The organism is Pseudooceanicola profundi, assembly GCF_050897955.1.
GTDB lineage: Bacteria > Pseudomonadota > Alphaproteobacteria > Rhodobacterales > Rhodobacteraceae > Pseudooceanicola.
Genome location: NZ_JBPAXZ010000001.1, coordinates 1523259 through 1545768, shown reverse-complemented (window position 1 = coordinate 1545768; position 22510 = coordinate 1523259). Strand labels below are relative to the sequence as shown.

Here is a 22510-nt window from a genome sequence, read left to right as displayed (position 1 = left end):
AAGCGCCCGGCCGGGGTTCCGGCCGGGCATTTCCTGTTGCGAACCAGGGAGGAGACCATGGGCCGTTTGACCCAGGTGACGATCGATTTCGAGACGTCCCATCTGCTATTTCCCACCATCATCGCCATCGTGCTGGGCCTGCTGGGCCTTGCCATCGTCATCCGTGACCGCGGGCGCATCGCCGCCGCGGGCGGCTACTGGGCGGGGATCTGGCGGGATATGGACAAGCCGCGGTTCCTTGGCGCAATCGGGCTGAGCCTGCTTTACTTTTCGCTCATGGTGCCGGTCGGGGATATCTGGCCCAACACCGGGCGCGGTTTCCTCTACTGTTCGATCCCTTACGTCTTTCTGACGGGGGTCCTCTTTATGCATGACCGCAGCCCGCGCAGCCTGCTGCCGCTGGCCATCGTCGCTCTGGCCGGGCCGATTTTCGTCTGGTGGCTGTTCACCTATCCGCTTTTCCTGACACTTCCCTGAGGCCGCGATGTTCGAGATCATCACCCCTATGTTCCTGTCGCTGGTCATCGGCGGCACGCTGGTCGGCATCATTTTCGGCGCCATTCCCGGTATGACAGCCACGATGGCCGTGGCCGTCTGTCTGCCGCTGACCTATTCGCTTGGCCTGGAAAACGGGCTGGGGCTGCTGCTTGGCCTCTATGTCGGCGGCATCTCGGGCGGACTTGTTCCGGCGATCCTGCTGGGGATACCGGGCACGCCTTCGTCCATCACGACAACCTTTGACGGCTATCCCATGGCCCGCAGAGGGGAAGGGGAGAAGGCGCTGAGGATCGGCATCATCTCTTCCTTTGTGGGCGGTATCATCAGCCTGATCGTACTTGATCTTTTTGCGCCGACGCTGGCGGATTTCGCGATCAAATTCTCCTATGTCGAGAAATTCCTGATCATCTTTTTCGCACTCACCGTGATGGCCGCTTTGTCCTCGGATATGCTGCTGGGTATTTTTTCGGGCGTGCTGGGCATCTTTGTCGCGCTGATCGGAACTTACGACATCTCGAACGGCGGGAACGGCAAGCTGCGGCTGGTGCCTCCGGGAACGGAGTACTGGCTGGAAAGCGGGTTTTCCCTTCTGCCGGTTCTGATCGGGCTTTTCGGGCTGGCTGCAATATTGGAGCAGGCCGAGATCGGCGTGCCCAAGGGGCATTCCATCAAGGATATCGAGGTCGGGAAGTCCTCCGGTTTTTCCTTTTCGGTGTTCAGGGGGCAGGGGATCAACCTGACCCGGTCGTCGCTGATCGGCACCTTCGTCGGTATCCTGCCCGGCGTCGGAGGGTCCGCCGCCTCGATCATCTCCTACACCAATGCCAAGACATTCTCGAAACATCCCGAAACCTTCGGCAAGGGGGAGCCGGCCGGGATCATCGCCTCGGAATCGGGAAATAACGGTCTGACCGGCGGGGCGCTGGTGCCGCTGCTGTCTCTTGGCATCCCTGGCGATTCCACCACGGCGCTGCTGATCGGGGCCTTTACCCTGCAGGGGATTCAGGTCGGGCCGCTGTTCATCGGTAATAATCCGACGACATGGGACGCCATGATCATCGCCATGCTGATCGCCAATGTGGCCATGCTGGTGATGATGTATGTGGCGATCCGTTATTTTGCGCTGGTCGTGACCATTCCCAAGCACATCCTGTTTCCGGTGATCCTGATGATGTGCGTGATCGGGGCCTATACGATCAACTACGGCATCATGTTCGATGTCTGGACGCTATTGATTTTTGGGCTATTCGGCTGGCTGGCCGTCAAGCTGCGGCTGGAGATCGCGCCCTTTATCATCGGTTTCATCCTTGGGCCCTCGGCCGAGGTCTATTTCGTCAAAAGTCTCGAAAGTTTTGGCGATGTGACGATCTTTTTCACCAAAAGCTGGATCGCCGTGCTTCTGTGGTTGCTCATTATCGGGTCGGTCGCCGGGTCCGTCATCCTGTCGCGACGTGCGAAACGCGAACCTGCGGCGAGCTGACACTTGTAATCGGAGGATCGGGCCAGAACTATGCCGCTTATGGACGGAGAAACGGATCCCAGGCCGGACAGCGGCGACAGGCGCCAGCGGGCAGTGACGATGGAGACCGTTGGCAGGATTGCGGGCGTGTCGCAGGTCACGGTGTCGCGCGCGCTGAGCGATCCGTCGAAAGTGTCGGCCAAGACATTGCAGAAAATCCATGAGGCGATCGAGGCGACAGGCTTTGTCCCGAACGCGATCGCCGGGGCGCTGGCGTCGAACAAGAGCAAGCTGATCACCGCTCTGGTGCCATCGATCACCAATATCGTTTATTCGTCGATGATCCGGTCGTTCAGTCTGCGGATGCGCGACGCCGGTTATCAGATCCTACTGTCGGAAACCGGGTTCGACCCTGAGGATGAAGAACAGGCCATCGCGGCCCATCTGTCGCGCCGCCCGGATGCCATCCTGCTGACCGGGATTCATCATTCGGCCCAGGCCCGCAGGATGCTGCTGGCCTCGGGCCTGCCGGTTGTCGAGGTCTGGGATTTTACCGAAACTCCGATCGATATCTGCGTCGGCTTCCGCCATGCCGAGACGGGCTTTGCGGCAGCCGATTTCGCGGTCGCTCAGGGGTATGGGCAAGCTGCCGTGATTGCGGCCGGGGACGAACGGGCACGCCGCAGGAAAGACGCGTTTCGCACGCGGTTCGAAGAGAAAACCGGGACGACCGTCTGCGAGTTGAATTTCGAGGCCGGCGCGACGCTGGCGCGGGGCCGCGAGGGTCTGTCCTCCCTTCTTGACGAGATGGGGTTCCGCACGGGCGTGGTGTCCTGCAGTTCGGACATTCTTGCCCATGGTGTGATTGTCGAAGCCAAGGCGCGCGGGTTGCGCATTCCTGAAGACATAGCGGTTATCGGGTTCGGCGATCAGGAGTTTGCGGCAGATACCGAGCCGTCGATCACCACCATCAAGGTTGATCGTGAAGCATTCGGACGTTCGGCGGCCGATGCCATTCTGGCCCGGATAAACGGGGGCGGGCACCGGGTCGATGCGATCGACCTCGGGTTCGAGATTATCCGGCGCCGGTCCGCCTGACCGGTCTGCGACATGGCTCGGTTTCGGGCACAGTCGACCGCCGGTGTTCTGTCAGGGTTGGCATCCTCCCTGCGTGATGCCGCGTCGCTCAGGGCCCGAAACGCGACGGGCCCGGCTGTCCTGAATCGGGGCCGGGACTGCCGTTAAATTCCCGGCAGATAAGGAGAGCCCCGTTGTTGCGGGCCGGTCTGACCCCGCCGGCGGGACGAGATCTGTTGCATGGCAGGCCGCCATGCATGGTTGCTCGGGACTTGCCACTATTCGCCGGCCAGCGCGCGGCTCCAGAAATCCCATGATTTGGAGCATTGCGGGCAGACAGTTTTGCGTCGCGCGCGGTCTCAGGGTGGTCTGTTTTTGGGTGGAAGCGCCGAATTGGCTGAAAAAGCCTCTTGTTCAGCCTTGTTTGCAACGTTAGACGGATCGACGGAGACGTGGCCGAGTGGTCGAAGGCGCTCCCCTGCTAAGGGAGTAGGCGGGAAACCGTCTCGAGGGTTCGAATCCCTTCGTCTCCGCCAGAAACCCGTGTTTTTAGGGGTTTGGGAAGCCTAAACCACAAGGTTTCCACAGTTATGCCTTAGGTCCATCAACATCTGGCCCCAAGGGGCCGAGACCGGTGAGTACATTCGCCCGATCATCCTGTTTCAGGCGCAGAGTGCTTCCAAGACGGACCCAACCCGACTGAGTTGGGTGAAGATCGAGGAGCACCTGACGGGTGATCGACGGATCTCCGAAGAATTCTGATGACGGGTGCGCCGATCTCGGGCGGCTGGGGCTGACCTGCAATGCGGAGGGACGGGCGCTCTGAGGTGGGTCACACCGCCGCCACGCCCTGATCCTTCACGCTTTCCATGCTGACATAGGTAGAGGTCGCCGCGACATGCGGCAGGGCAGAGATCGTCTGGCCGAGAATGCGGCGGTATTCGGTGATGTCACGGGTCCGGACCTTCATCAGGTAGTCAAAGCCGCCGGCGATCATGTGACATTCCTCGATCTCCGGCACGTCACGGACGGCGTGGTTGAAGGCCGTCAGCGCCTTTTCCCGGGTATCGGTCAGGCGTACTTCGACGAAGGCCACGTGATCCACTCCCAGCCGCCGGGCGGAAAGCTGGGCGGAATAGCCGAGGATCACGCCCTCCGCTTCCAGCCGTTTGACCCGAGCGGCGACCGGGGTCTTGGAGAGGCCCACGCGCGCGGCGAGATCGGTCATGGAGATGCGGGCATCTGCGTTCAGAATGCGGAGGATATCCCGGTCTATGCGGTCCAGATCGGCCGCGATCTTCGCTTCGTTCATATCTTTCGCCTATAAAAGTGTTAAAATTCGTCCGATTTGACCTTCAATTTGGAGAATACAGGGAAAACGGCTTTCTTGAAGCCTGTATCATCGCACTATCTGTTTTCCTGAGGCGCGACATGATCGATTTCGACCTGCGGTGGGACCGCGATAAATTCCGCAATGAAGCCCAGCTGCTGGCAGAGCTGACCGCGCAGGCCGGGCTGGATGACGCGGCCCGGGCGGAGATTTCCGCCAATGCCGCCGGCATGGTCCGCGCGATCCGGAAGGAGGCCAAGACCGGCATTACCGAGGCATTCCTTGTCGAATACGGGCTCTCGACCGAGGAGGGTCTGGCGCTGATGCGGCTGGCAGAGGCGCTGTTGCGCGTGCCGGACCTTGGCACGATGGAGGCGCTGATCGAGGACAAAATTACCCCTGCCGACTGGGGCAAACATGCTGGTCATTCCTCGTCGTCGCTGGTCAATGTCTCGACCCGCGGGCTGCAGCTGACGCGGTCGCTGCTGGCGCCGAAGGATGACCTGACGGTGCGCGGTGTGCTGAAGCGGGTCAGTGAGCCGGTGATCCGCCGCGCGGTGGTGCAGGCGATGCGGGAAATGGGCCGCCAGTATGTGCTGGGCGAGACGATTGCGGGCGCGATGCGCCGTGCCGCCCGGCAGGAGGCGCGCGGTTACACCTATTCCTACGACATGCTGGGTGAGGCCGCGATGACGGCGGAGGATGCGGAGCTCTATGCCTCCGCCTATTCCCGCGCGATCACGGCCATCGCGGCGGCCTGCACACATGGCGATATCGGCCGTAACCCTGGGATCTCCGTCAAGCTGTCGGCGCTGCATCCGCGTTATGAGGTTGCCCAGAAGGACCGGGTCATGGCGGAGCTGGTGGCCTCGCTGTCGCGTCTTTGCCGTCAGGCCGCGAAGGCGGGTATGGGGTTGAATATCGATGCGGAGGAAAGCGAGCGGCTGGCGCTGTCGCTGGAGGTAATCGAGAAGGTTCTTGAGGATCCGGAGTTGGGCGACTGGCAGGGGTTCGGCGTGGTCGTGCAAGCCTATGGGCGGCGGGCAGGTCATGTGATCGATAGTATCTACGAAATGGCCGGGCGCAGCGGGCGCCGGATCATGGTGCGTCTGGTCAAGGGCGCCTATTGGGACGGCGAGATCAAGAAGGCGCAGACGGAGGGGTTGGAGGATTTCCCGGTCTTCACCCGCAAGGCGGCCTCGGATGTCAGCTATATTGGCAATGCGCGGCGGCTGATGCGGATGGCGGACCGGCTCTATCCGCAGTTTGCGACGCATAATGCGCATACGGTTTCTGCCATCCTGAAGATGGCGGCGATGGAGGGGCTGTCGACCGACCAGTATGAATTCCAACGCCTGCACGGGATGGGCGAGGTGCTGCATGACAAGGTGCGGCGTGACCATGGTACGCGTTGCCGGATTTACGCGCCGGTGGGGGCACATCGCGATCTGCTGGCCTATCTGGTGCGGCGGCTGCTGGAAAACGGCGCGAATTCGTCTTTCGTGAACCAGATTGCCGATACCTCCGTTCCGGCGGAGGATGTGACCGCCTGTCCCTTTGCGGAACTTTCCACGCCCGTGTCCCCGGATGAGCCGGAGGTTGTGCCACCGGCGGCGATGTTCGGGGCGGGGCGGGTCAATTCCAAGGGGTTTGATCTGTCTGACCAGATACTACTGAAAGAACTGTCGGAACAGAAATCTTGGGCCGTGGACGTCGCGCCGATCACGCGGGGCGACATCTCCACCCCTGTGGCGCGGCCCGTCACGAACCCGGCGACGGGCGCCGTCATCGGACAGGTGGCAGAGGCCACGGCAGAGGATGTCGCGCAGGCGCTCGACGCTGCGCGGCCCTGGGATGTAGCCCCAGCAGAACGTGCGCGGGTGCTGCGTGCGGCGGCCGATCTGTACGAACAGGATCATCAGGAGATCTTTGGCCTGCTGACGGCCGAGGCTGGCAAAACCCTGCGCGACGGCGTGGCGGAACTGCGGGAGGCGGTGGACTTTCTGCGCTATTATGCCGGTCAGGCGGAGGCGCTCGACGGCGAGGCGCGCGGGCTGTTCACCTGCATTTCCCCATGGAACTTCCCATTGGCCATTTTCACCGGTCAGATCGCGGCCGCGCTGGCTGCCGGCAATGGTGTGCTGGCGAAACCGGCGGAATCGACGCCGGCCATTGCCGCCTGGGGTGTTGCGCGGCTGTTGCAGGCGGGTGTGCCTGCCTCGGCGCTGCAGCTTCTGCCGGGCGCGGGGTCGGAGATCGGGGCTCAGCTGACCTCTGACCCGCGGATCGGCGGCGTGGCCTTCACAGGCTCCACCGCGACGGCCCGGCGCATTCAGGCGTCGATGGCTGAGTCCCTGGCCCCCGGCACCCCGCTGATTGCGGAGACCGGCGGGCTGAACGCGATGATCGTCGACAGCACGGCCCTGCCCGAACAGGCGGTGCGGGATATCGTGATCTCCGCCTTCCAGTCGGCGGGCCAGCGCTGTTCGGCGCTCAGGTGCCTCTATGTGCAGGAGCATGTGGCAGACCGGATCGAGGGCATGATCATCGGCGCGATGAACGAGCTGCGGCTGGGCGATCCGGCGCTGCTGACCACCGATGTCGGTCCTGTCATCACGGCAGAAGCCAAGGCGAAGATCGACGCGCATGTGGCGGCCGCGCAGGCGTCGGGTCAGCTGATCCACCAGATCGCCGCGCCCTCGGGCGGGCATTTTGTGGGGCCTGCGCTGATCCGGGTGTCGGGCATTGCGGATCTGAAGGAAGAGATATTCGGGCCGGTGCTGCATATCGCCACCTATAAGGCCGGGACGATCCCTGAGGTGGTCCGCGAAGTGAACGCCACGGGCTACGGGCTGACCTTCGGATTGCACACGCGGATTGACCGGCGGGTGGAGGAGGTCGCGGCCTCTGTCCATGCCGGGAATGTCTATGTGAACCGCAACCAGATCGGTGCGATTGTCGGGTCTCAACCCTTCGGCGGCGAGGGGCTGTCGGGCACCGGGCCAAAGGCGGGCGGTCCGAACTATGTGCCGCGTTTCCGCGTGGTTCGGGCGGAGCAGGCCGTGGGGGCGAGCGTATCCGCCCCGGACCTCACCGCGCTTATGTCCGGGGTTTCCCTGACCTCGGCGCCGGTGACGGCCACGGATCTGCCCGGGCCGACCGGTGAAGTGAACCGGCTGATGACCTTTGCGCGTCCGCCGGTGCTCTGCCTCGGGCCGGGGGCGGAGGTCGCTGCGGCGCAGGTGCAGGCCATCGAGGCCATGGGCGGCGTGGCCGTCGCGGCAGAGGGGCTGGAGCCTGAAGCGCTGGAACAGGCCGATGCGATCGGCGGGGTGATCTGGTGGGGGGCGGCGGACAGGGGCCGCGACCTGTCCAAAGCACTGGCCCGACGTGCCGGGCCCATCGTGCCGCTGATCTGCGACCGTCCCGATACCGCCCATGCGGTGATGGAGCGGCATGTCTGCATCGACACCACGGCAGCGGGCGGCAATGCGACGCTGCTGGCGGGCGGTGCGGGGTAAGCCTTACAGGATATCGGCGCGGGCCATGTCCGCGACCGCAAAGTCGATCAGGGCGCGCAGCTTGCGGGGCAGGGCGCGCCCTTCGAGATAGACGATGCTGACCGGCCCGCCTTCGCCCTCGTAATCCTCCATCAACCGCACGAGCCGCCCGGCGCGCAGGTCGTCGCAGATGGCAAAGCGCGGGGCAAAGGCGATGCCGTGGCCGGCCATTGCCAGCTCTGCCGAGGCGCGGGCGGAATTGGCGAGGAACCGGCCTTCGACGCGCACGACATGTTCTTCGCCGTCCCGGGTGAAGACCCATCGGCGCGGGATGCGGCGGTTGGTGTCGACGATACAGGCGTGCCGCGTCAGATCCTCCGGCACCGTCGGGGCGCCGTGCCGGGCGATATAGTCGGGGCTGGCCACGATCATCGTGCTGAGCCGCCCCAGCTTGCGCGCCTTGAGCGAGAGCATATCGGTCTGGCCGATCCGGAAGGCCAGGTCGATGCCGTCGCTGGCGAGGTCCACGTAGCGGTCGGTCAGGCGCAGGTCGAAGGTCAGGTCGGGATTGTCGGCCGCAAACCGGCCCAGCAGGGTGGCCACATAGATCTCGCCAAAGGTCATCGGGGCGGAGATGCGGATGACACCGGAGAAGCCCTTGGAGCCTTCGGTCACCTCCGCCAGCATCTCGTCAAACTCATCCAGCAGGGCAGGCGCGCGGGCCAGCAGGTCTTCGCCCGCAGGTGTCAGGCCAACCTTTCGGGTGGTGCGCTGGAACAGGCGCGCGCCCAGCCGCGCCTCCAGCTCTGCCACGTATTTGGAGGTCAGCCGGTTCGAGACGCCCAGCTGATCCGCGGCGGCGGTAAAAGATCCGGTCTGGGCCGTGGCCACGAAAGCCTTCAATTCGTCAATGATATCCATGGGATGAAATTCGGAACGATTTGTGGATGGTCATTCTATATCATCGCTATTTTGTTGAACGGCATCAAGGTTCATCTTCGTCGCATCCAACACGCGCCGGACGATCCCCAATCGCTCGCGGCCAGACCAAAGGACAGTACAATGACGACCTATTCCAATTCCGACTATGCCGCCACGGCGCTGCGCGTCTCCACCGGTATCCTGTTCCTCGCGCATGGGATGATGAAGATCACCGTCTTCACCATTCCGGGCACGGTGGGCTTTTTCCAGAGCCTCGGCCTGCCCGGGTTCCTCGCCTATCTGACGATCCTTGCCGAAGTTCTGGGCGGCATCGCCCTGATCGCCGGTGTGGCCACGCGGCTGGTGTCGCTGGCGCTGATCCCGGTGCTGCTGGGCGCGACCTGGGCGCATTCGGCCAATGGCTGGTCTTTCTCCGGTGAGGGCGGCGGCTGGGAATATCCGTTGTTCTGGACGGTGGTTCAGGCCACGCTAGTGCTGCTTGGCAGCGGTGCCTATGCCGTGAAAATTCCCGCGCTGCAAAAGACGCTGGGGCAGTTTGCCTGACATTCCGGGGCCGTCCGCCGCGGCGGCCCCAACAAGACCCGAAGGAGGTCTGACATGAGTACCGTAACCTCTCTGAACGAGCTGAAGACCCGGCTGGCGCCTTCGGACCGCATGCCGCTGGTCTTTCTGGGCCATGGCAGCCCGATGAACGCGATCGAGGACACGGCATACAGCCGCGCCTGGACGAAGCTGGGCCAGAGCCTGCCGCGCCCCTCGGCGATCCTTGTCGTCTCCGCCCACTGGATGACGAAGGGGACGACGCTGGTCGATATCTCCCGCATGCCGCGAACGATCCATGATTTCTACGGCTTCCCGGATGAGCTCTTTGCGCAGAAATACCCGGCCAAGGGCGATCCTGCGCTGGCCAAGGAGGTCGTGTCGCTGCTGGCCTCGCACCATGCCGAAGAAGACGAGACCTGGGGCCTCGATCACGGCGCCTGGTCGGTGCTGAAGTTCCTTTATCCCGAGGCGGATGTGCCTGTCTTCCAGGTCTCCATCGATATGTCGCGGGACCTCGACTACCAGCTGGAAATCGGCAAGACGCTGTCCGAGCTGCGTGACCGTGGCGTGCTGATCCTGGGCTCCGGCAACGTGGTGCATAACCTGCGCGCCATGCGGTTCGGCGGCAAGCCGCAGGATTTCGCACTGGAGTTCGACAATCTCTTTGCCGACCGGATGGAAGCGCGCGATTTCAACGCGCTGGCCGACCGGGGCAAGCTGGGCAACCTGCTGCGCATGGCGCATCCGTCGGTCGATCATTACCTGCCGGCGCTGACCATCGCGGGGGCGTCTGATGCGCGGGACGATCTGACCTTCATGACCGATACAATCGACCTTGGCTCCGTCTCCATGCGGTCCTACGTCTTTCACGCAGCCTGAGGAGAAGATTATGCTTGTGGATGGTGTGTGGCAGGAAAACTGGCAGCCGGTGCAGAAGGCGGACGAGAAGGGGCGGTTCGTGCGCCAGGTGTCGAGCTTTCGCAACTGGATCACGCCCGATGGCTCTGCCGGGCCGACGGGCGAGGGCGGTTTCAAGGCAGAGGCGGGGCGCTACCGCCTCTATGTTGCGCTGATCTGTCCCTGGGCGTCGCGGGCGCTGATGGGGCGCAAGCTGAAGGGGCTGGACGGGATCATCCCGCTGACGGTCGTCGCGCCCGCGCTGACCGATCAGGGCTGGGAATTCGGCGGCTACAGGGGCGCGGATGAGGATCCGCTGTTTGGCGCGCGCTATATGCACGAGCTCTATACCCGGGCCGATCCGACCTTCACGGGGCGGGCGACGGTTCCGGTGCTCTGGGACATGAAGCAGAATGTCATGGTGAACAATGAAAGCGCCGATATCCTGCGCATGTTCGACACGGCGTTCGAGGGGATCGTGCCCTCCGACCTGCGGCTCTATCCGGAGGCTTACGCGGCAGAGATCGATGCGCTGAATGCCACCGTCTACGACCGGCTCAACAACGGGGTCTACAAGGCGGGCTTTGCCAGCTCGCAAGGAGCCTATGACGAGGCGGTGGATGGTGTTTTCGCGACGCTCGACGATCTGGAGGCGCGGCTGACCGGCGATTACCTCTTTGGTGTGACGATCACGGAGGCTGATATCCGGCTTTTCGTCACGCTGATCCGGTTCGACGCGGCCTATCATGGGCTCTTCAAGACGAACCGGCGTCAGATCGCGGATTATCCGCGCCTCTCGGCCTATATGGAGCGGATCCTCACCCTGCCCGGCGTGGCAGAGACGGTGAACATGGATCACATCACGCGCGGCTATTATTCGATCAAGGCGCTGAACCCGACGCGGATCCGTCCGACCGGGCCGGCACATATCGCGGCCCTGCTGGATCGCGCCGGTGCGGCTGGTCTGTAAGCCCGCAGGGGGCAGCGCTGCGCCGTGAATTTGCGGGTGACGTCATGCCGCGGGCCGGGCGCGGCGGATTGCCAATTCCGGACGGGCTTCGTACTGTGATGGCGCAGCGATGGCGGCCGGGGCGCCCTGTCGCCGCGCCACACACTCCTCATCCGAAAGAAAGACTTCCTATGAATGCGCATCCGCTTTGGGCCCATGTCGAGGCTGTACAGGACCGGTTCCGGGCTCTCAGCGACAGGGTCTGGGCCACGCCCGAAACCTGCTATGGCGAAAAGCGCTCTGTCGCTGCTCATATCGAAGAGCTGCAGCACCATGGGTTCCGGGTGCAGGAAAATCTGGCCGGTATCGAAACCGCTGTCATGGGCGAGGCCGGAGAGGGCGGTCACGTCATCGCCTTTCTGGGGGAGTTCGATGCGCTCGCGGGGCTGAGCCAGCAGGCGGACCTGGCCGAGAAGGTGCCACTGGAGCCGGGCGCAAACGGGCATGGCTGCGGGCACAATTTGCTGGGGTCTGCCGCGATGATGGCGGCGACGGCGGTCAAAAACTGGCTGGAGGCGACTGGAACGCCGGGGCGCGTCCGATACTACGGTTGTCCGGCGGAGGAAGGCGGCGCGGCCAAGGCGTTCATGGTCCGGGATGGCGCGTTCGACGATGTCGATATCGCGATCTCCTGGCACCCGGGCAGTATCCCGGGGCTGTTCAAAGGCAGTTCCCTGTCCAATGCCCGCGTCGATTTTACATTTGAAGGCAAGGCCTCCCATGCCGCCGCCGCGCCGCATCTGGGGCGCAGCGCGCTGGACGCGGCAGAGCTGATGAGCGTCGGCATCAACTATATGCGGGAGCATATGCCCGATGAGGCACGGATTCATTATGCCATGATCGACGGCGGCGGGATTTCTCCCAACGTGGTGCAGTCTCATACCAAGGTCCGCTATGTTGTCCGGGCTGCCACCGCGCCGGAGATGCTGGCGCTGTTGGACCGGGTACGCAAAGTGGCGGCAGGCGCGGCGCTGATGACGGAAACCTCGGTGTCCGACAAGGTGCTGGCTGCCGTGTCGAACCTCGTTTTCAATGCGCCGCTGGGCGATCTGATGCAGGATCATCTGCACCGTCTTGGCCCGGTTCCCTTTACCGAGATGGACCGCGCCTATGCCGCGCGCTTTCAGGCGACGCTCAGCGAAGACGATATCCTGGCGGCCTATCGCTCGGCCGGACTCACAGAAGAGCATCGCATTCCGCTGGCCGATTTTGTCATCCCGCGCGAGGCGCCGGTGATGGAAATGGGCGGATCAACCGATGTGGCGGATGTCAGCTGGGTTGTGCCAACGGTCCAGATGTGGGGCGCCAACCACGCGATCGGCACGCAGCTGCACAGCTGGCAGGCCGTCGCGCAGGGCAAAGGCCAGCCCGCGATCCGCGGCATGGTCCATGCGGCATGCGTCATGGCGGCGACCGGGGCGGATGCGATCCGTGATCCGGAGCTGATCGCGCGCGCCAAAGAGGATCTCGCGCGTCGCGTTGGCCCCTCGGGCTATGTCTCGCCACTGCCCGCCAACGCCGTTCCGCCGGTTGCCGAAATGGCCTGATCTGACCCGGAACCGACGCCCAGCTGCCCTGGAGCGCACTGTCGCATTACCACGCGCCCGCTGCCACGGGACAGGTGTGCGCTGTCCTGCCGACTGGTGCGCGTTGCGCCCTTCGTCGCGATGTCATTTCTGGGCTTCGGGTCGGTCCGCGTCGCGCCAATGCGGCCCTGATCGGGTGTCTGGTCAGTGTTGAAGGCGCGCTCCTTCCAAGGCGCCATCCAGTCGCTGGACAGAGAGGGTCATCCACCGTTTTGCGCCCGAAAACACTGCGCCCCGTATGGTGATGCGCAATCTCCTAGTCGGATCTCCAGTCGTGTCACAGTGTGAAATTATGTTTGCTTGTTGACACATCAGCCCGAGCGACGTACCAATTTCAACAGCTGCTGCGTTGTCTGGGGAGGATCAACATGACGGCATTCAGGCTGGGCCCCTTTTCGATTCAGAGGATCGAAGAGGTGCTCGAACCGGGCTATTCTCCGGAATTCATGCTCAGAGGGTTTGAGCAGACCATGTTCGACCGGCACCCGGATGCCGGCAGCGACAGCTTTTACGACCGTGCCAGCGGTCGGTCCTGGAGCAGTATCCACTCCTGGCTCATCCGGGACGGCGAAACGACCATCCTTGTGGATAGCTGTTCGGGGAACGGCAAGGCGCGCGCATTGCCTGTTTTTGAACGGTTCCATATGCTCGACCTTCCCTATCTGGAAAACCTGGCCGCAGCGGGCGTCACGCCAGACGATGTCGATATCGTATTCTGCACCCATCTCCACATTGATCACGTGGGCTGGAATACCCGCGACACCGGAGGGCGGTGGGTCCCGACTTTTCCGAACGCACGATATATTTTCGGACGGGCGGAATATGAGCATTGGGCGCCGGGCGGCAAAGGGCCTGTGGCCTTTCCCGACAATGTGGCGGTCATTGCGGACAGCGTTACACCCTGCGTCGAGGCGGGCGTCGTAGATTTTGTCGATGATGGTGATTTGATTTACCCCGGCCTCACTGTGAAGGCCGCCCCCGGGCACACGGCGACGCAGCTGATGTTGTGTCATGACGAACCGGGCGCCGCTTTTGTCGTTTCGGCCGACGTGCTGCATCATCCGATCCAGATATATGAACCACATGTGACAAGCCGCTTTTGCGAAGATCCGGTTGCAGCAGAGGCCACCCGCCGGTCGTTGCTGGCATGGGCCGCCGACCGGAATGCGCTGGTGCTGCCGATGCACTTTGGATGGCCTCATGCCATCAGGGTACGTCGGCGCGGAGCCGGATTTACCTTTGTTACCGAAACTCCGGAGGCCCGCGTGGCCTGAGCGGCCTGCCGACCGAGCCGGCACAGACAGGCCGCCAGTGGCGGCAGAAAGAACGAGGTCCCGATGGGATATACGATTGTCGAAAAAATCCTTGCCCGCGTATCCGACCGCGACCACGTCAAGGCCGGCGACGAGGTCATGGCAAAGCCGGACTACGTGCATGCCTATGACTTTCCCGGCTATACCGACGTTTACTTCAAGCAGATGAAAGAGGATTTCGGGATCGAGAAGGTGGCGGAGCCCGAGCGCTACGCCATGTTCATCGACCACATGGTTCCGGCCTGCACGCCCAAGGAGGAAGAGCTGCACATCGGCACCCGTCAGTGGTGCAAGGAGAACGACGTGCCACTGTTCGAACGGCGGGGTATCGGGCATCAGGTCGCCTCGGAGGTCGGCTATGCCGTCCCGGGCGCCTTCGTGGTGCATTTCGACGGCCATATCAGCCAGCTCGGGACCTTCGGAACGCTCGCCATGGGCATCCGGCGCAATCTGCTGGAGGCGCTGGTCAAGGAACGTATCTCCATCAAGGTGCCGCAGACGGTGCGCGTGAACTTGCACGGAACGCTGCAGAAAGGGGTGATGGCGCGGGATGTCTTCCACCACCTCGTGCGGGAAATGGGGCCAGCCTCCTGTCGGTTTCAGGTGCTGGAGATCGGCGGACCGGGTTTGGATCAGCTCTCGACCGAGGGGCTCCAAACGATCACCGGGCTTGCCATGTTTACCGGGGCTGTGACGGCCATCGTCAACCCGGACCAGAAGCGGCTGGACTATGCCCTGCCTCGCGCCCGGAAGAAGCTGGACCCGGTTTATTCGGACCCGGATGCTGAATATTCGATTGTTCATGACATCGACATGTCGAACCTCGAACCGTTGGTGGTTATCCCGCCGACGCCGTCAAATACGCGGGAATTAAAGGATTATCTCGGGCTCGACCTCAATCTTGGCTACCTCGGATCCTGCGCCTCGGGCCGGATCGAGGACATTGCGGTGGCCGCGCAGATCCTTGAGGGCAAGACGGTGGCGCCCGGCTTCCAGCTGAACGTGGTGCCGACCAGTCAGGAGATCATGGCCGAGGCCGGTCGGCGCGGTTACCTGTCGATCCTGGCGGAAGCCGGTGCCTTTGTCTCGGCCCCGAGCTGTGACTACTGTTTCGGACGGATGGGAACCATGTCCCCGAACCAGCGGGCGGTCTCCACGGGTACGCTGAATGTACGGGGGCGTATGGGCTCGCCTGACAGCGAGATTTACCTCTGCAATGCCGCGACGGTTGCCGCCTCTGCCCTTGAAGGCAAGATCGCGGACCCGCGGAAATATCTGTGAGGAGGGCGCGATGAGTTTGGATAACCTGCGCGGTCGCGTCGCCTTTATCTTCGAGGAAGAGGATTTCGACGTCGACCAGATCGTCGGCGTGAAGAACATCAAGATCCAGGATCTCGATGAACTGGCCGCTGCCGCGATGGAAAGCTACGATCCGGATTTCGCCAGCAAGGTGCAGCCGGGCGACATTCTGATCGGCAATCACAATTTCGGCTACGGCCACCCGCATTATCCGCCCATGAAGGCGATGCGGCACCTCGGGATTGCCGGGGTCGTCTGCGAGAGCTTTTCGCCCGGCTACTGGCGGGGAGAGATCTCAATGGGGTTCCCGCAGGCGACCTGTCCCGGCGTGCTGTCGCATGTCAGCCGATGGGACGAGGTGGAGGTCGACTGGGATGCCAATGAATTTCGCAACCTGACGACTGGCACAACCCTGCCCATCGATCCGTTGTCGAATGCAGACCGCGCGATGCTCACCCATGGCGGGCTGATCGGATACCTTAAACGCCCGCAGGACGATGCGGCGCAGCCCAGTCAATGACCCGTCACTGAAAGGAAACTCTATGACCAATGATCTGAGAAAAGGTTACCGGGAGCGCCTGCTTGCACAGAAGACGATCTGGACGGGCGGCTGTTATGACGCGCTGTCCGCGAAGATGATCGAAAGGGCCGGGTTCGACGCGGTCATGACATCGGGCTTCGGCGTCTCAGCGTCCCTGCTGGGGATGCCCGATGCGGAGCTTTACACGATGACAGAAAACGCGGGCGTTGTGCGCAATGTGGTCAACGCGACCTCTATCCCCGTGATCGCCGACATGGATACGGGCTATGGCAATGCGATCAACGCGATGCGCTCGATCCGTGAATTCGAGAACACCGGCGTCTGCGCCGTCATCATGGAAGACCAGGTGGCGCCCAAGCGTTGCCCGATCTGCGTCAGCGGTGTTGAGGTCATCCCGGCGGAGGAAGCGGCCAAAAAGATCGAAGCTGCCGTGGAAGCCCGCCGCGACCCGAATATGGTGATAATTGCGCGGACCGATGCGGCGACACCGGAAGATGCTATCCGTCGTGCCAAAATGTACGTGGCGGCGGGCGCGGATGTGATCCAGCCGATCAGCGCCTGCTTCAAGACGTTCGAGCAGTTGCAGGCCCTGCGGGAGGCTGCGGGCGTACCGCTGTCGCTCCAGATCCTTGGTTGGCTGGAGAAGGACCTGACACCTGAACAGATCGAAAGCGTCGCCGGGATGGCGACCTTCGCGCTGGTGCCGCTGATGACCGCGGCGCAGGCAATGGCCGACAATCTGGCACAGCTGCGCAGGGATCTCACCTCGAAGAACCTGCCGCACGCCCGGATGGATCACCTCGACTTCATCGAGATGATCGGGTTCCCGGAGGTAGAGGAACTTCAGCTCAAATACCTGGAAACTGACGCAAAGACGCGCGCCGCCTGACCGGGGCGGCACCCGGTGCCAAGAGGGGGGCCGCGCATTGGCCCCCCTTCGGGCAGCCCGTGTCTAGGGCCAGAGCAGCGCCGCATATCCCAGATACCCCAGCACCAGCACCGCGCCCTCTCTGCGTCCGATGCGCAGCCCGGTTGCGGCAAAAACCAGAAGAAGACCCGAGACGCCAACCATGACCGGAGCGTCAAATCGCTGGATCTGGGCCGGCACGGTCGAGGGAGCGATCAGCGCCGTCGCACCGCCGATCCCAAGAATGTTGTAGATATTGGAGCCGACGACATTGCCGAAGGCCACATCGCCCTGCCGTTTCAGCGCGGCGATGACGGATGTGACGAGTTCGGGCATGGAGGTCCCTACGGCCACGATGGTCAGGCCGATCACGGTTTCCGATATGCCGAAGCTGCGGGCGATCGCGACCGCCCCGCTGACGAGAAAGGACCCGCCCAGAATGACCAGCGCCAGCCCCGCCGCGGCGATCAGCAGCGGGACGGCGACGCTGCGTTGACCGGCCTGCGGGGTCAGCGCGGGATCGGCGCCGGTGAGAGCGACGGTTTTGTCATGGACCGCACCGCCGCCGGAGGGGCCGCGTTCCTGCCGGATGACAAACCAGATGTAGCCGACGAGAACCGCCAGCAGCCCTGTGCCCAGACCGCGCCCCATCGGCACAAGTACAGCAAGTCCGGCAAAGGCCAGCGCCACCGACACCATCACCACCGCGTCCCGCCGCAGGGCGGACCGCGCGACAAGGATGGGGCAGATCAAAGCAGAGACCCCGGCGATCAGCAGGATATTGGCGATGTTGGACCCGACGATATTGCCAAAGGCGATACCGGGAGACCCCCCCAGCCCCGCCTGAACGGAGGTCACCAGTTCCGGCATGGAGGTGCCGAAACCGACCAGCGTCAGACCGATCACGAGGGGTGAGATACCGATGCGTCCGGCGACCTCCACTGCGCCACGGACCAGCAGCTCTCCGCCCGCCACCAGCAGGATCAGTCCGCCCAGAAGCGGAACCCAGGTTTCAGTCATGATTGGTTCTCTCCGTGCACCAGGGACGGTGCCGGTGAGAGATGGCGTGGCCGCCGGTCCTTCGCAAGCCGGGACGGGAAGGATATTTTCGCATCCAGACAGGCCACCTTCGGGGCAGGCGGGTCAGGTCAGGTAGGCTTCCAGAACCTCCGGATTTTCCCGCAGGTCCTGCGGCGGCCCTTCCACCAGGATTTCGCCGCGCCGCATGACGTAGCCGTAATCGCAGACCGACAGGGCAAGTTCCGCGTTCTGTTCGACCAGCAGGATAGACTGCCCCTGCCGGTGCAGTTCGACGATGGCGTCGAAGACGAGGTCGACGACCGACGGCGCCAGCCCCATGGATGGCTCGTCCAGCAGCAGCACCTCAGGTCGCGTCATCAGCGCCCGGCCGATGGCCAGCATCTGCTGTTCCCCGCCCGAGAGCAGCCCGGCATGCTGGCGCCGCCGCTCCTTCAGGCGGGGAAAGAGCGTGTAGACCCGCTCAAGGATCGCCGGGTCGTTGTTGCGGCCCGAGAAGGTGGAGAGGGTCAGGTTCTCCTCCACCGTCAGAGGGGCCACGACCATCCGGCCCTCGGGGACCAGCGCGAGGCCCGCGCGCACCACACGATGGACTGACCGGCGGGAGATATCGTGTCCGGCGAGGGTGATCTTCCCCTCGATCGGCCGGTGCAGACCGGCGATAGAGCGCAGGGTGGTCGACTTGCCCGCCCCGTTGGAGCCGAGGATAACGCAGAGCCGGCCCTTGCCGACCGAGAGGTCGATCCCGCGCACGGCCCGGATCGCGCCGTAGCTGGCGCTGAGTTTGCTGACTTCAAGCATGGGTTTTCTTCCGTCCGAAGTAAGCGGCCTGCACCTCCGGGTCGGCGAGGCAGGTCCGCGGGTCGCCCTCGGCCAGCTTCTGACCGAAGTTGATGACCGTGCAGCTTTCGCAGAACTCGGTGACGAGGCTCATATTATGTTCCACCATCAGCACGGTGAGGCCTGTGTCGCGCAGCTCCACCACAAGCCTGCCGATCTCTGAGGCCTCTGACTGGTTCATGCCGGCGGCGGGTTCATCGAGCAGGATAAGCTTGGGATCTGACCCGAGCGCGCGGGCGATCTCCACCCGCCGCTGTTCCCCGTATGACATGGTTTCCGCCAGCTCGTCGGCGCGGTCGGCCAGGCCGACGCGGTCAAGCAGCGCGAGCGCCCGCTGGCGGGAGCGTTTCCACGCCGCCTTGCTGGAGGGCAGGCCAAGGAAGGACTGCAACAGCCCGGTGTCGCGACCGAGGTAGCAGCCGGTCATGACCTGTTCCAGCGCCGACATACCGCTGAAGAGGCGCACGTTCTGGTAGGTCCGCGCGATGCCCAGGGCTGCGATATCATGCGTGGGCAGCCCATCCGTGCGGGTGCCATCAAAATGGATCTCGCCCTCTGTCGGGGTGAACATGCCGGTGATCATGTTGATCACAGTCGTTTTTCCTGCCCCGTTCGGCCCGATCAGCCCGTGCACGGCGCCGCGGGGGATGCCCATGCTCAGGCTGTTCACGGCGACCACGCCACCGAAGCGCATCGTGACCTCGCGCAGGTCATGCAACGCCGTCGTGTCGGGGCGGAGCTCTGTCAGCGTCGCGCTCATTCGGCGGCCTCCTTCTTGGTCAGGGGTGTGCTGCGGCTGGCTTCACGGTCACGGGCGGCGCGCCGCAGCTTGCGGGCACGCGGATCGACCAGCCCGCGGGGCAGGTAGATCATGATGACCAGAAGCACGACGCCTTTCGCCACATCCTGGATCGCCGGTACGATGGCCTGCATCGTCGTGGGCAGCGCGGTGAAGATGAAGGCGCCGACGATGGGCCCCATCCAGTGAAACGACCCGCCCAGCACGGTAGAGGCGATCATGGTAAAGGCCGCGCCCAGAAAGAAGGTATCGGCAGAGATATATTGCAGCGTCGTTGCCATGCCCGCACCGCCGATACCGCCGACCGCGCCTGAGATCAGAAAGGCGATCAGCTGGATGCGCCGGACAGAGATGCCCATGGTCCCGGCCGCCGCCGGATCCTCGCGCACGGCCCGCGTGGCAAGCCCGTACCAGGAGTGGTGCAGTCGGTAGAAGACGAGCGCGGCCAGGGCCAGCCAGACCAGCAGCTCCAGCACCGATACCCGCATTGGCACGAGCAGGCCGTTCACGCCGCCGGTCAGGGTGGGGGTGTTCAGGACAGTGACCCGCGTGATCAGCACCAGCGCAAGCGAGGCCAGCGCCATCCAGTGGGTTTCCAGCCGCAGGAAGAACCCGGCCAGTAAAGCGCTGGCGAGCGCGCCGGCAAGGCCCGCGACGAGGAAGGCCAGCCAGATCGGGCTGCCCGTCAGGGCAATCAGCTGGGCGGCGGAAAAGCCGCCCACGGCCGCGAAGACGATGGTGGTGAAGCTGAGGATCCCCGCCGACAGCACCGCGTACATACTGAGGGCGAAGAAGGAGTTCACCAGGCAGAAGGCGATGGTGACCGAATAGGCGTACCAGAAGTTTTCAAGTGCTTCCAAGGTTCAGGCCCTCACGAAGTTGCCGCTCCCGAACAGGCCGCGCGGCCGGAAGAACAGGAAGGTCAGGAGGAGGATATAGGTAAAGCCATCGCGGAAGGTCGAAGACAGGTACTGTGCGACGAAGACTTCGCTGATGCCCAGCAGGATGCCGGCGATGATAGTGCCACGAACGTCGTTGAACCCGCCGACGACAACCGCCGCAAAGCCCTTGAGCAGCAGCCCCTCGCCCAGCATGTAGCTAATATTTGAGGTGGCCGCCCCGCCCAGGACCCCGGCCAGGCCCGAGGTGGCCCCGGCCAGGAAGGCGGTCAGCAGGATGATCATCCGCGCATTGACGCCTGAAAGCGCCGTGGCTTCCTCGTTCCAGCCCACGGCGCGCATGGCGGCACCGATGCGGGTATGCTGGATCATGGCGTGAATGCCTATGCCAACGATAAGCATCGCGAGGATGATGATCACCTGCATCTCCGGTACCCGGATTGCGCCGATGGAGATCAGGCCATCCGGGTATTCGCCGGGCCGGAAGGCCCAGCTCTGGTGCCCTGTCGCCTCTCCGGCGAGGGCGTCGAGGATGATCAGGAAGGCGATGGAGGTGATAAGTGCCCCCAGCATGCCTCCCTTCCTGTTCCGGAGCGGCTGAAACCCGACCTGGTCGACGATGACGGCGATGATCCCGCCCCCGGCCACACCGATGGCCACGGCCACCGGGAAGGGCACGCCGAACCAGTTGACGGAGTAATACCCCAGGATAGCGGCCCAGCTTGCGTAGGCGCCATGCGCGGCATTGAGAATGCCAAGCGTGGCAAAGACCAGGCCGAAGCCGATGCCGAAGAGCGCGTAGAGCGATCCCAGCGAGATGCCGTTAATCAGCTGCTCCAGAAACAGGATCATGTCAGTCGGCGCCCCAGAGTTCGATCTGGCCTTCTGGCGTCCAGTTGACGATCAGGGTTTGCGGCGTGCGCGCTTGCCCGTTCTCGATCTCCTGGCCGTCGTAAAGGTTGTGGTCGATGCTCTTGGTGGCCCAGATCGCCTTCGCCAGGGCCTCTCTTTCGGGTTTGCCGTCAAGCGTCTTTAGGGCCTGGGCGATCAACTGGATCGCGGTGTAGCCCTGCGCTGCGTAGACATCCGGCAGGTTGCCATGCTTGGTCTGATAGGCTTCGATAAAGCCGACGGCCATGTCGCTGTCCGACACGCCAGGCTGAAAGGACAGGGCAAAGGGGATGCCGGCCACGGTGGTGCCCGATTTTTCAAAAATGGCGGGCGGAGAGATCACTTCGGAGGTCGCGATCTGCCCCTCGTATCCGCGCTGGCGCAGGGCGGTGATGATACCCACGGCGGCCTGCTGCGTTGTCATGACAAGGATCATGTCCGGGTTGGTGGCGATGGCCTGCGTGGCCGGGCCGGTGAAATCGGTGTCATTCCCGAGTGTCGTGATTTCGGCAACGGTTTCAGCGCCGGCACCTGCCAGAACCTCCTGCATCGCTTTGGCGCGGGCCATGAAGATGTCGTTGTCGCCAGCAAAGAAATAGGCAACGCTCTTTGGTTTGAGGTCGGCGACGAGCCTTTCAGACAAGGCCACTTCCTGTGGCCCGGGCAGCGCCACGACAGAGGAGACAAAGGGTTCCTGCGGCAGTCCGTCCCGGGTTGCGCCGTAGATGACCAGAGGCAGCTTCGAATTCATTGCGATCGGACTGACCGCTGCGGCAATAGAGCTTAGAATGCAGCAGGTTGCGGCCAGAACCCGGCGATCCGCGCCAAACTGGTTCATGGCCTGAACCGCGCGGGCGGCGTCACTGCCGCTATCCTTGACCTGAAGGTTTATCGTGACGCCTTCGCCGGCCCAGCCGTTTGCGTTGATCTCTTCCACGGCGAGGTCTGCGCCATTGTGAAACGAGACGCCCGCCGCGGCCAGCGGGCCGGTGTCATCACTCACAATGCCAAAACGATATTCGCCGGCGTCCGGCGCGGCGGCAACCGATCCGCCAAGGGTAAGACCGGCCGCGACGCCAAGCGCGACAGCCGTGTTCAAATGCTTTCCAAGTTTCATGTTTTCCTCCCATTGTGCCCAGCCC

20 protein-coding genes and 1 tRNA gene are annotated in these 22510 nt (G+C 63.5%); 13 read left to right on the top strand and 8 right to left on the bottom strand.

What is annotated here, in order from left to right; genetic code table 11:
• Positions 1-57 precede the first annotated feature (57 nt).
• The 4 genes from ACRARG_RS07735 to ACRARG_RS07720 all read left to right on the top strand — a co-directional run bounded on the left by ACRARG_RS07735 (position 58) and on the right by ACRARG_RS07720 (position 3570).
• Complete coding sequence (locus tag ACRARG_RS07735) at positions 58-477, top strand: tripartite tricarboxylate transporter TctB family protein (protein WP_432689412.1); 420 nt, start codon at positions 58-60, stop codon at positions 475-477.
• Between the two features lie 7 nt (positions 478-484).
• Positions 485-1978 (top strand): tripartite tricarboxylate transporter permease, encoded by a 1494-nt coding sequence (locus ACRARG_RS07730; RefSeq protein WP_432689411.1) that lies wholly within the window; start codon positions 485-487, stop codon positions 1976-1978.
• A 39-nt stretch (positions 1979-2017) separates the two neighbouring features.
• Positions 2018-3055 carry a LacI family DNA-binding transcriptional regulator gene (locus ACRARG_RS07725; RefSeq protein ID WP_432689410.1) on the top strand — a complete coding sequence of 346 codons (1038 nt, stop codon included), beginning with the start codon at positions 2018-2020 and terminating at the stop codon, positions 3053-3055.
• 425 nt (positions 3056-3480) lie between these two features.
• Positions 3481-3570 (top strand) — tRNA-Ser (locus ACRARG_RS07720).
• Positions 3571-3866: 296 nt separating this feature from the next.
• Here ACRARG_RS07720 and ACRARG_RS07715 read toward each other — a convergent pair.
• On the bottom strand, positions 3867-4346 hold the full coding sequence (locus ACRARG_RS07715) for an Lrp/AsnC ligand binding domain-containing protein (protein ID WP_432689409.1): 480 nt from the start codon (positions 4344-4346) through the stop codon (positions 3867-3869).
• Positions 4347-4465: 119 nt separating this feature from the next.
• Between ACRARG_RS07715 and putA the strand changes: the two genes are divergently transcribed.
• Entirely contained in the window at positions 4466-7885 is a 3420-nt protein-coding gene (gene putA, locus ACRARG_RS07710) for a bifunctional proline dehydrogenase/L-glutamate gamma-semialdehyde dehydrogenase PutA (RefSeq protein ID WP_432689408.1), read from the top strand.
• A 3-nt stretch (positions 7886-7888) separates the two neighbouring features.
• Here the strand turns inward: putA and ACRARG_RS07705 are convergent, their stop codons facing one another.
• Complete coding sequence (locus ACRARG_RS07705) at positions 7889-8785, bottom strand: LysR family transcriptional regulator (RefSeq protein WP_432689407.1); 897 nt, start codon at positions 8783-8785, stop codon at positions 7889-7891.
• Positions 8786-8926: 141 nt separating this feature from the next.
• On the opposite strand from ACRARG_RS07705, the gene ACRARG_RS07700 reads away from it, so the two are divergent.
• The 8 genes from ACRARG_RS07700 (at position 8927) to ACRARG_RS07665 (ending at position 16883) form a co-directional block, all read left to right on the top strand.
• Entirely contained in the window at positions 8927-9349 is a 423-nt protein-coding gene (locus ACRARG_RS07700) for a DoxX family protein (RefSeq protein WP_432689406.1), read from the top strand.
• Between the two features lie 54 nt (positions 9350-9403).
• Entirely contained in the window at positions 9404-10228 is an 825-nt protein-coding gene (ygiD, locus tag ACRARG_RS07695) for a 4,5-DOPA-extradiol-dioxygenase (protein ID WP_432689405.1), read from the top strand.
• A gap of 10 nt (positions 10229-10238) precedes the next feature.
• Entirely contained in the window at positions 10239-11216 is a 978-nt protein-coding gene (locus tag ACRARG_RS07690) for a glutathione S-transferase family protein (protein ID WP_432689404.1), read from the top strand.
• A 170-nt stretch (positions 11217-11386) separates the two neighbouring features.
• A complete protein-coding gene (locus ACRARG_RS07685) occupies positions 11387-12802 on the top strand; it encodes an amidohydrolase (protein WP_432689403.1) in 1416 nt (471 codons plus the stop codon).
• Positions 12803-13209: 407 nt separating this feature from the next.
• On the top strand, positions 13210-14115 hold the full coding sequence (locus ACRARG_RS07680) for an MBL fold metallo-hydrolase (protein WP_432689402.1): 906 nt from the start codon (positions 13210-13212) through the stop codon (positions 14113-14115).
• Between the two features lie 63 nt (positions 14116-14178).
• Positions 14179-15435 (top strand): 3-isopropylmalate dehydratase large subunit, encoded by a 1257-nt coding sequence (locus ACRARG_RS07675; protein ID WP_432689401.1) that lies wholly within the window; start codon positions 14179-14181, stop codon positions 15433-15435.
• A gap of 10 nt (positions 15436-15445) precedes the next feature.
• The gene (locus ACRARG_RS07670) at positions 15446-15973 is read left to right on the top strand and encodes a 3-isopropylmalate dehydratase small subunit (RefSeq protein ID WP_432689400.1); all 528 of its coding nucleotides are present in this window, start codon (positions 15446-15448) and stop codon (positions 15971-15973) included.
• 22 nt (positions 15974-15995) lie between these two features.
• On the top strand, positions 15996-16883 hold the full coding sequence (locus ACRARG_RS07665) for an isocitrate lyase/PEP mutase family protein (protein ID WP_432689399.1): 888 nt from the start codon (positions 15996-15998) through the stop codon (positions 16881-16883).
• 63 nt (positions 16884-16946) lie between these two features.
• Here ACRARG_RS07665 and ACRARG_RS07660 read toward each other — a convergent pair whose 3' ends face one another.
• The 6 genes from ACRARG_RS07660 to ACRARG_RS07635 all read right to left on the bottom strand — a co-directional run bounded on the left by ACRARG_RS07660 (position 16947) and on the right by ACRARG_RS07635 (position 22485).
• Positions 16947-17921 (bottom strand): calcium/sodium antiporter, encoded by a 975-nt coding sequence (locus ACRARG_RS07660; protein WP_432689398.1) that lies wholly within the window; start codon positions 17919-17921, stop codon positions 16947-16949.
• A 123-nt stretch (positions 17922-18044) separates the two neighbouring features.
• The gene (locus tag ACRARG_RS07655; protein ID WP_432689397.1) at positions 18045-18740 is read right to left on the bottom strand and encodes an ABC transporter ATP-binding protein; all 696 of its coding nucleotides are present in this window, start codon (positions 18738-18740) and stop codon (positions 18045-18047) included.
• On the bottom strand, positions 18733-19539 hold the full coding sequence (locus ACRARG_RS07650; protein ID WP_432689396.1) for an ABC transporter ATP-binding protein: 807 nt from the start codon (positions 19537-19539) through the stop codon (positions 18733-18735). The genes ACRARG_RS07655 and ACRARG_RS07650 overlap by 8 nt, the downstream gene beginning before the upstream one ends.
• Positions 19536-20438 (bottom strand): branched-chain amino acid ABC transporter permease, encoded by a 903-nt coding sequence (locus ACRARG_RS07645; protein WP_432689395.1) that lies wholly within the window; start codon positions 20436-20438, stop codon positions 19536-19538. Before ACRARG_RS07645 ends, ACRARG_RS07650 begins: the two co-directional genes overlap by 4 nt.
• Positions 20439-20441: 3 nt before the next feature.
• Positions 20442-21329 carry a branched-chain amino acid ABC transporter permease gene (locus tag ACRARG_RS07640; protein WP_432689394.1) on the bottom strand — a complete coding sequence of 296 codons (888 nt, stop codon included), beginning with the start codon at positions 21327-21329 and terminating at the stop codon, positions 20442-20444.
• Position 21330: 1 nt separating this feature from the next.
• Positions 21331-22485 (bottom strand): ABC transporter substrate-binding protein, encoded by a 1155-nt coding sequence (locus tag ACRARG_RS07635; protein ID WP_432689393.1) that lies wholly within the window; start codon positions 22483-22485, stop codon positions 21331-21333.
• Positions 22486-22510: the final 25 nt, after the last annotated feature.

Bases quoted from the DNA above. Each gene is read 5' to 3' on its own strand.
- ACRARG_RS07735 (WP_432689412.1), top strand. From the start codon at position 58: ATGGGCCGTTTGACCCAGGTGACGATCGATTTCGAGACGTCCCATCTG.
- ACRARG_RS07730 (WP_432689411.1), top strand. From the start codon at position 485: ATGTTCGAGATCATCACCCCTATGTTCCTGTCGCTGGTCATCGGCGGC.
- ACRARG_RS07725 (WP_432689410.1), top strand. From the start codon at position 2,018: ATGGACGGAGAAACGGATCCCAGGCCGGACAGCGGCGACAGGCGCCAG.
- ACRARG_RS07715 (WP_432689409.1), bottom strand. From the start codon at position 4,346: ATGAACGAAGCGAAGATCGCGGCCGATCTGGACCGCATAGACCGGGAT.
- putA (WP_432689408.1), top strand. From the start codon at position 4,466: ATGATCGATTTCGACCTGCGGTGGGACCGCGATAAATTCCGCAATGAA.
- ACRARG_RS07705 (WP_432689407.1), bottom strand. From the start codon at position 8,785: ATGGATATCATTGACGAATTGAAGGCTTTCGTGGCCACGGCCCAGACC.
- ACRARG_RS07700 (WP_432689406.1), top strand. From the start codon at position 8,927: ATGACGACCTATTCCAATTCCGACTATGCCGCCACGGCGCTGCGCGTC.
- ygiD (WP_432689405.1), top strand. From the start codon at position 9,404: ATGAGTACCGTAACCTCTCTGAACGAGCTGAAGACCCGGCTGGCGCCT.
- ACRARG_RS07690 (WP_432689404.1), top strand. From the start codon at position 10,239: ATGCTTGTGGATGGTGTGTGGCAGGAAAACTGGCAGCCGGTGCAGAAG.
- ACRARG_RS07685 (WP_432689403.1), top strand. From the start codon at position 11,387: ATGAATGCGCATCCGCTTTGGGCCCATGTCGAGGCTGTACAGGACCGG.
- ACRARG_RS07680 (WP_432689402.1), top strand. From the start codon at position 13,210: ATGACGGCATTCAGGCTGGGCCCCTTTTCGATTCAGAGGATCGAAGAG.
- ACRARG_RS07675 (WP_432689401.1), top strand. From the start codon at position 14,179: ATGGGATATACGATTGTCGAAAAAATCCTTGCCCGCGTATCCGACCGC.
- ACRARG_RS07670 (WP_432689400.1), top strand. From the start codon at position 15,446: ATGAGTTTGGATAACCTGCGCGGTCGCGTCGCCTTTATCTTCGAGGAA.
- ACRARG_RS07665 (WP_432689399.1), top strand. From the start codon at position 15,996: ATGACCAATGATCTGAGAAAAGGTTACCGGGAGCGCCTGCTTGCACAG.
- ACRARG_RS07660 (WP_432689398.1), bottom strand. From the start codon at position 17,921: ATGACTGAAACCTGGGTTCCGCTTCTGGGCGGACTGATCCTGCTGGTG.
- ACRARG_RS07655 (WP_432689397.1), bottom strand. From the start codon at position 18,740: ATGCTTGAAGTCAGCAAACTCAGCGCCAGCTACGGCGCGATCCGGGCC.
- ACRARG_RS07650 (WP_432689396.1), bottom strand. From the start codon at position 19,539: ATGAGCGCGACGCTGACAGAGCTCCGCCCCGACACGACGGCGTTGCAT.
- ACRARG_RS07640 (WP_432689394.1), bottom strand. From the start codon at position 21,329: ATGATCCTGTTTCTGGAGCAGCTGATTAACGGCATCTCGCTGGGATCG.
- ACRARG_RS07635 (WP_432689393.1), bottom strand. From the start codon at position 22,485: ATGAAACTTGGAAAGCATTTGAACACGGCTGTCGCGCTTGGCGTCGCG.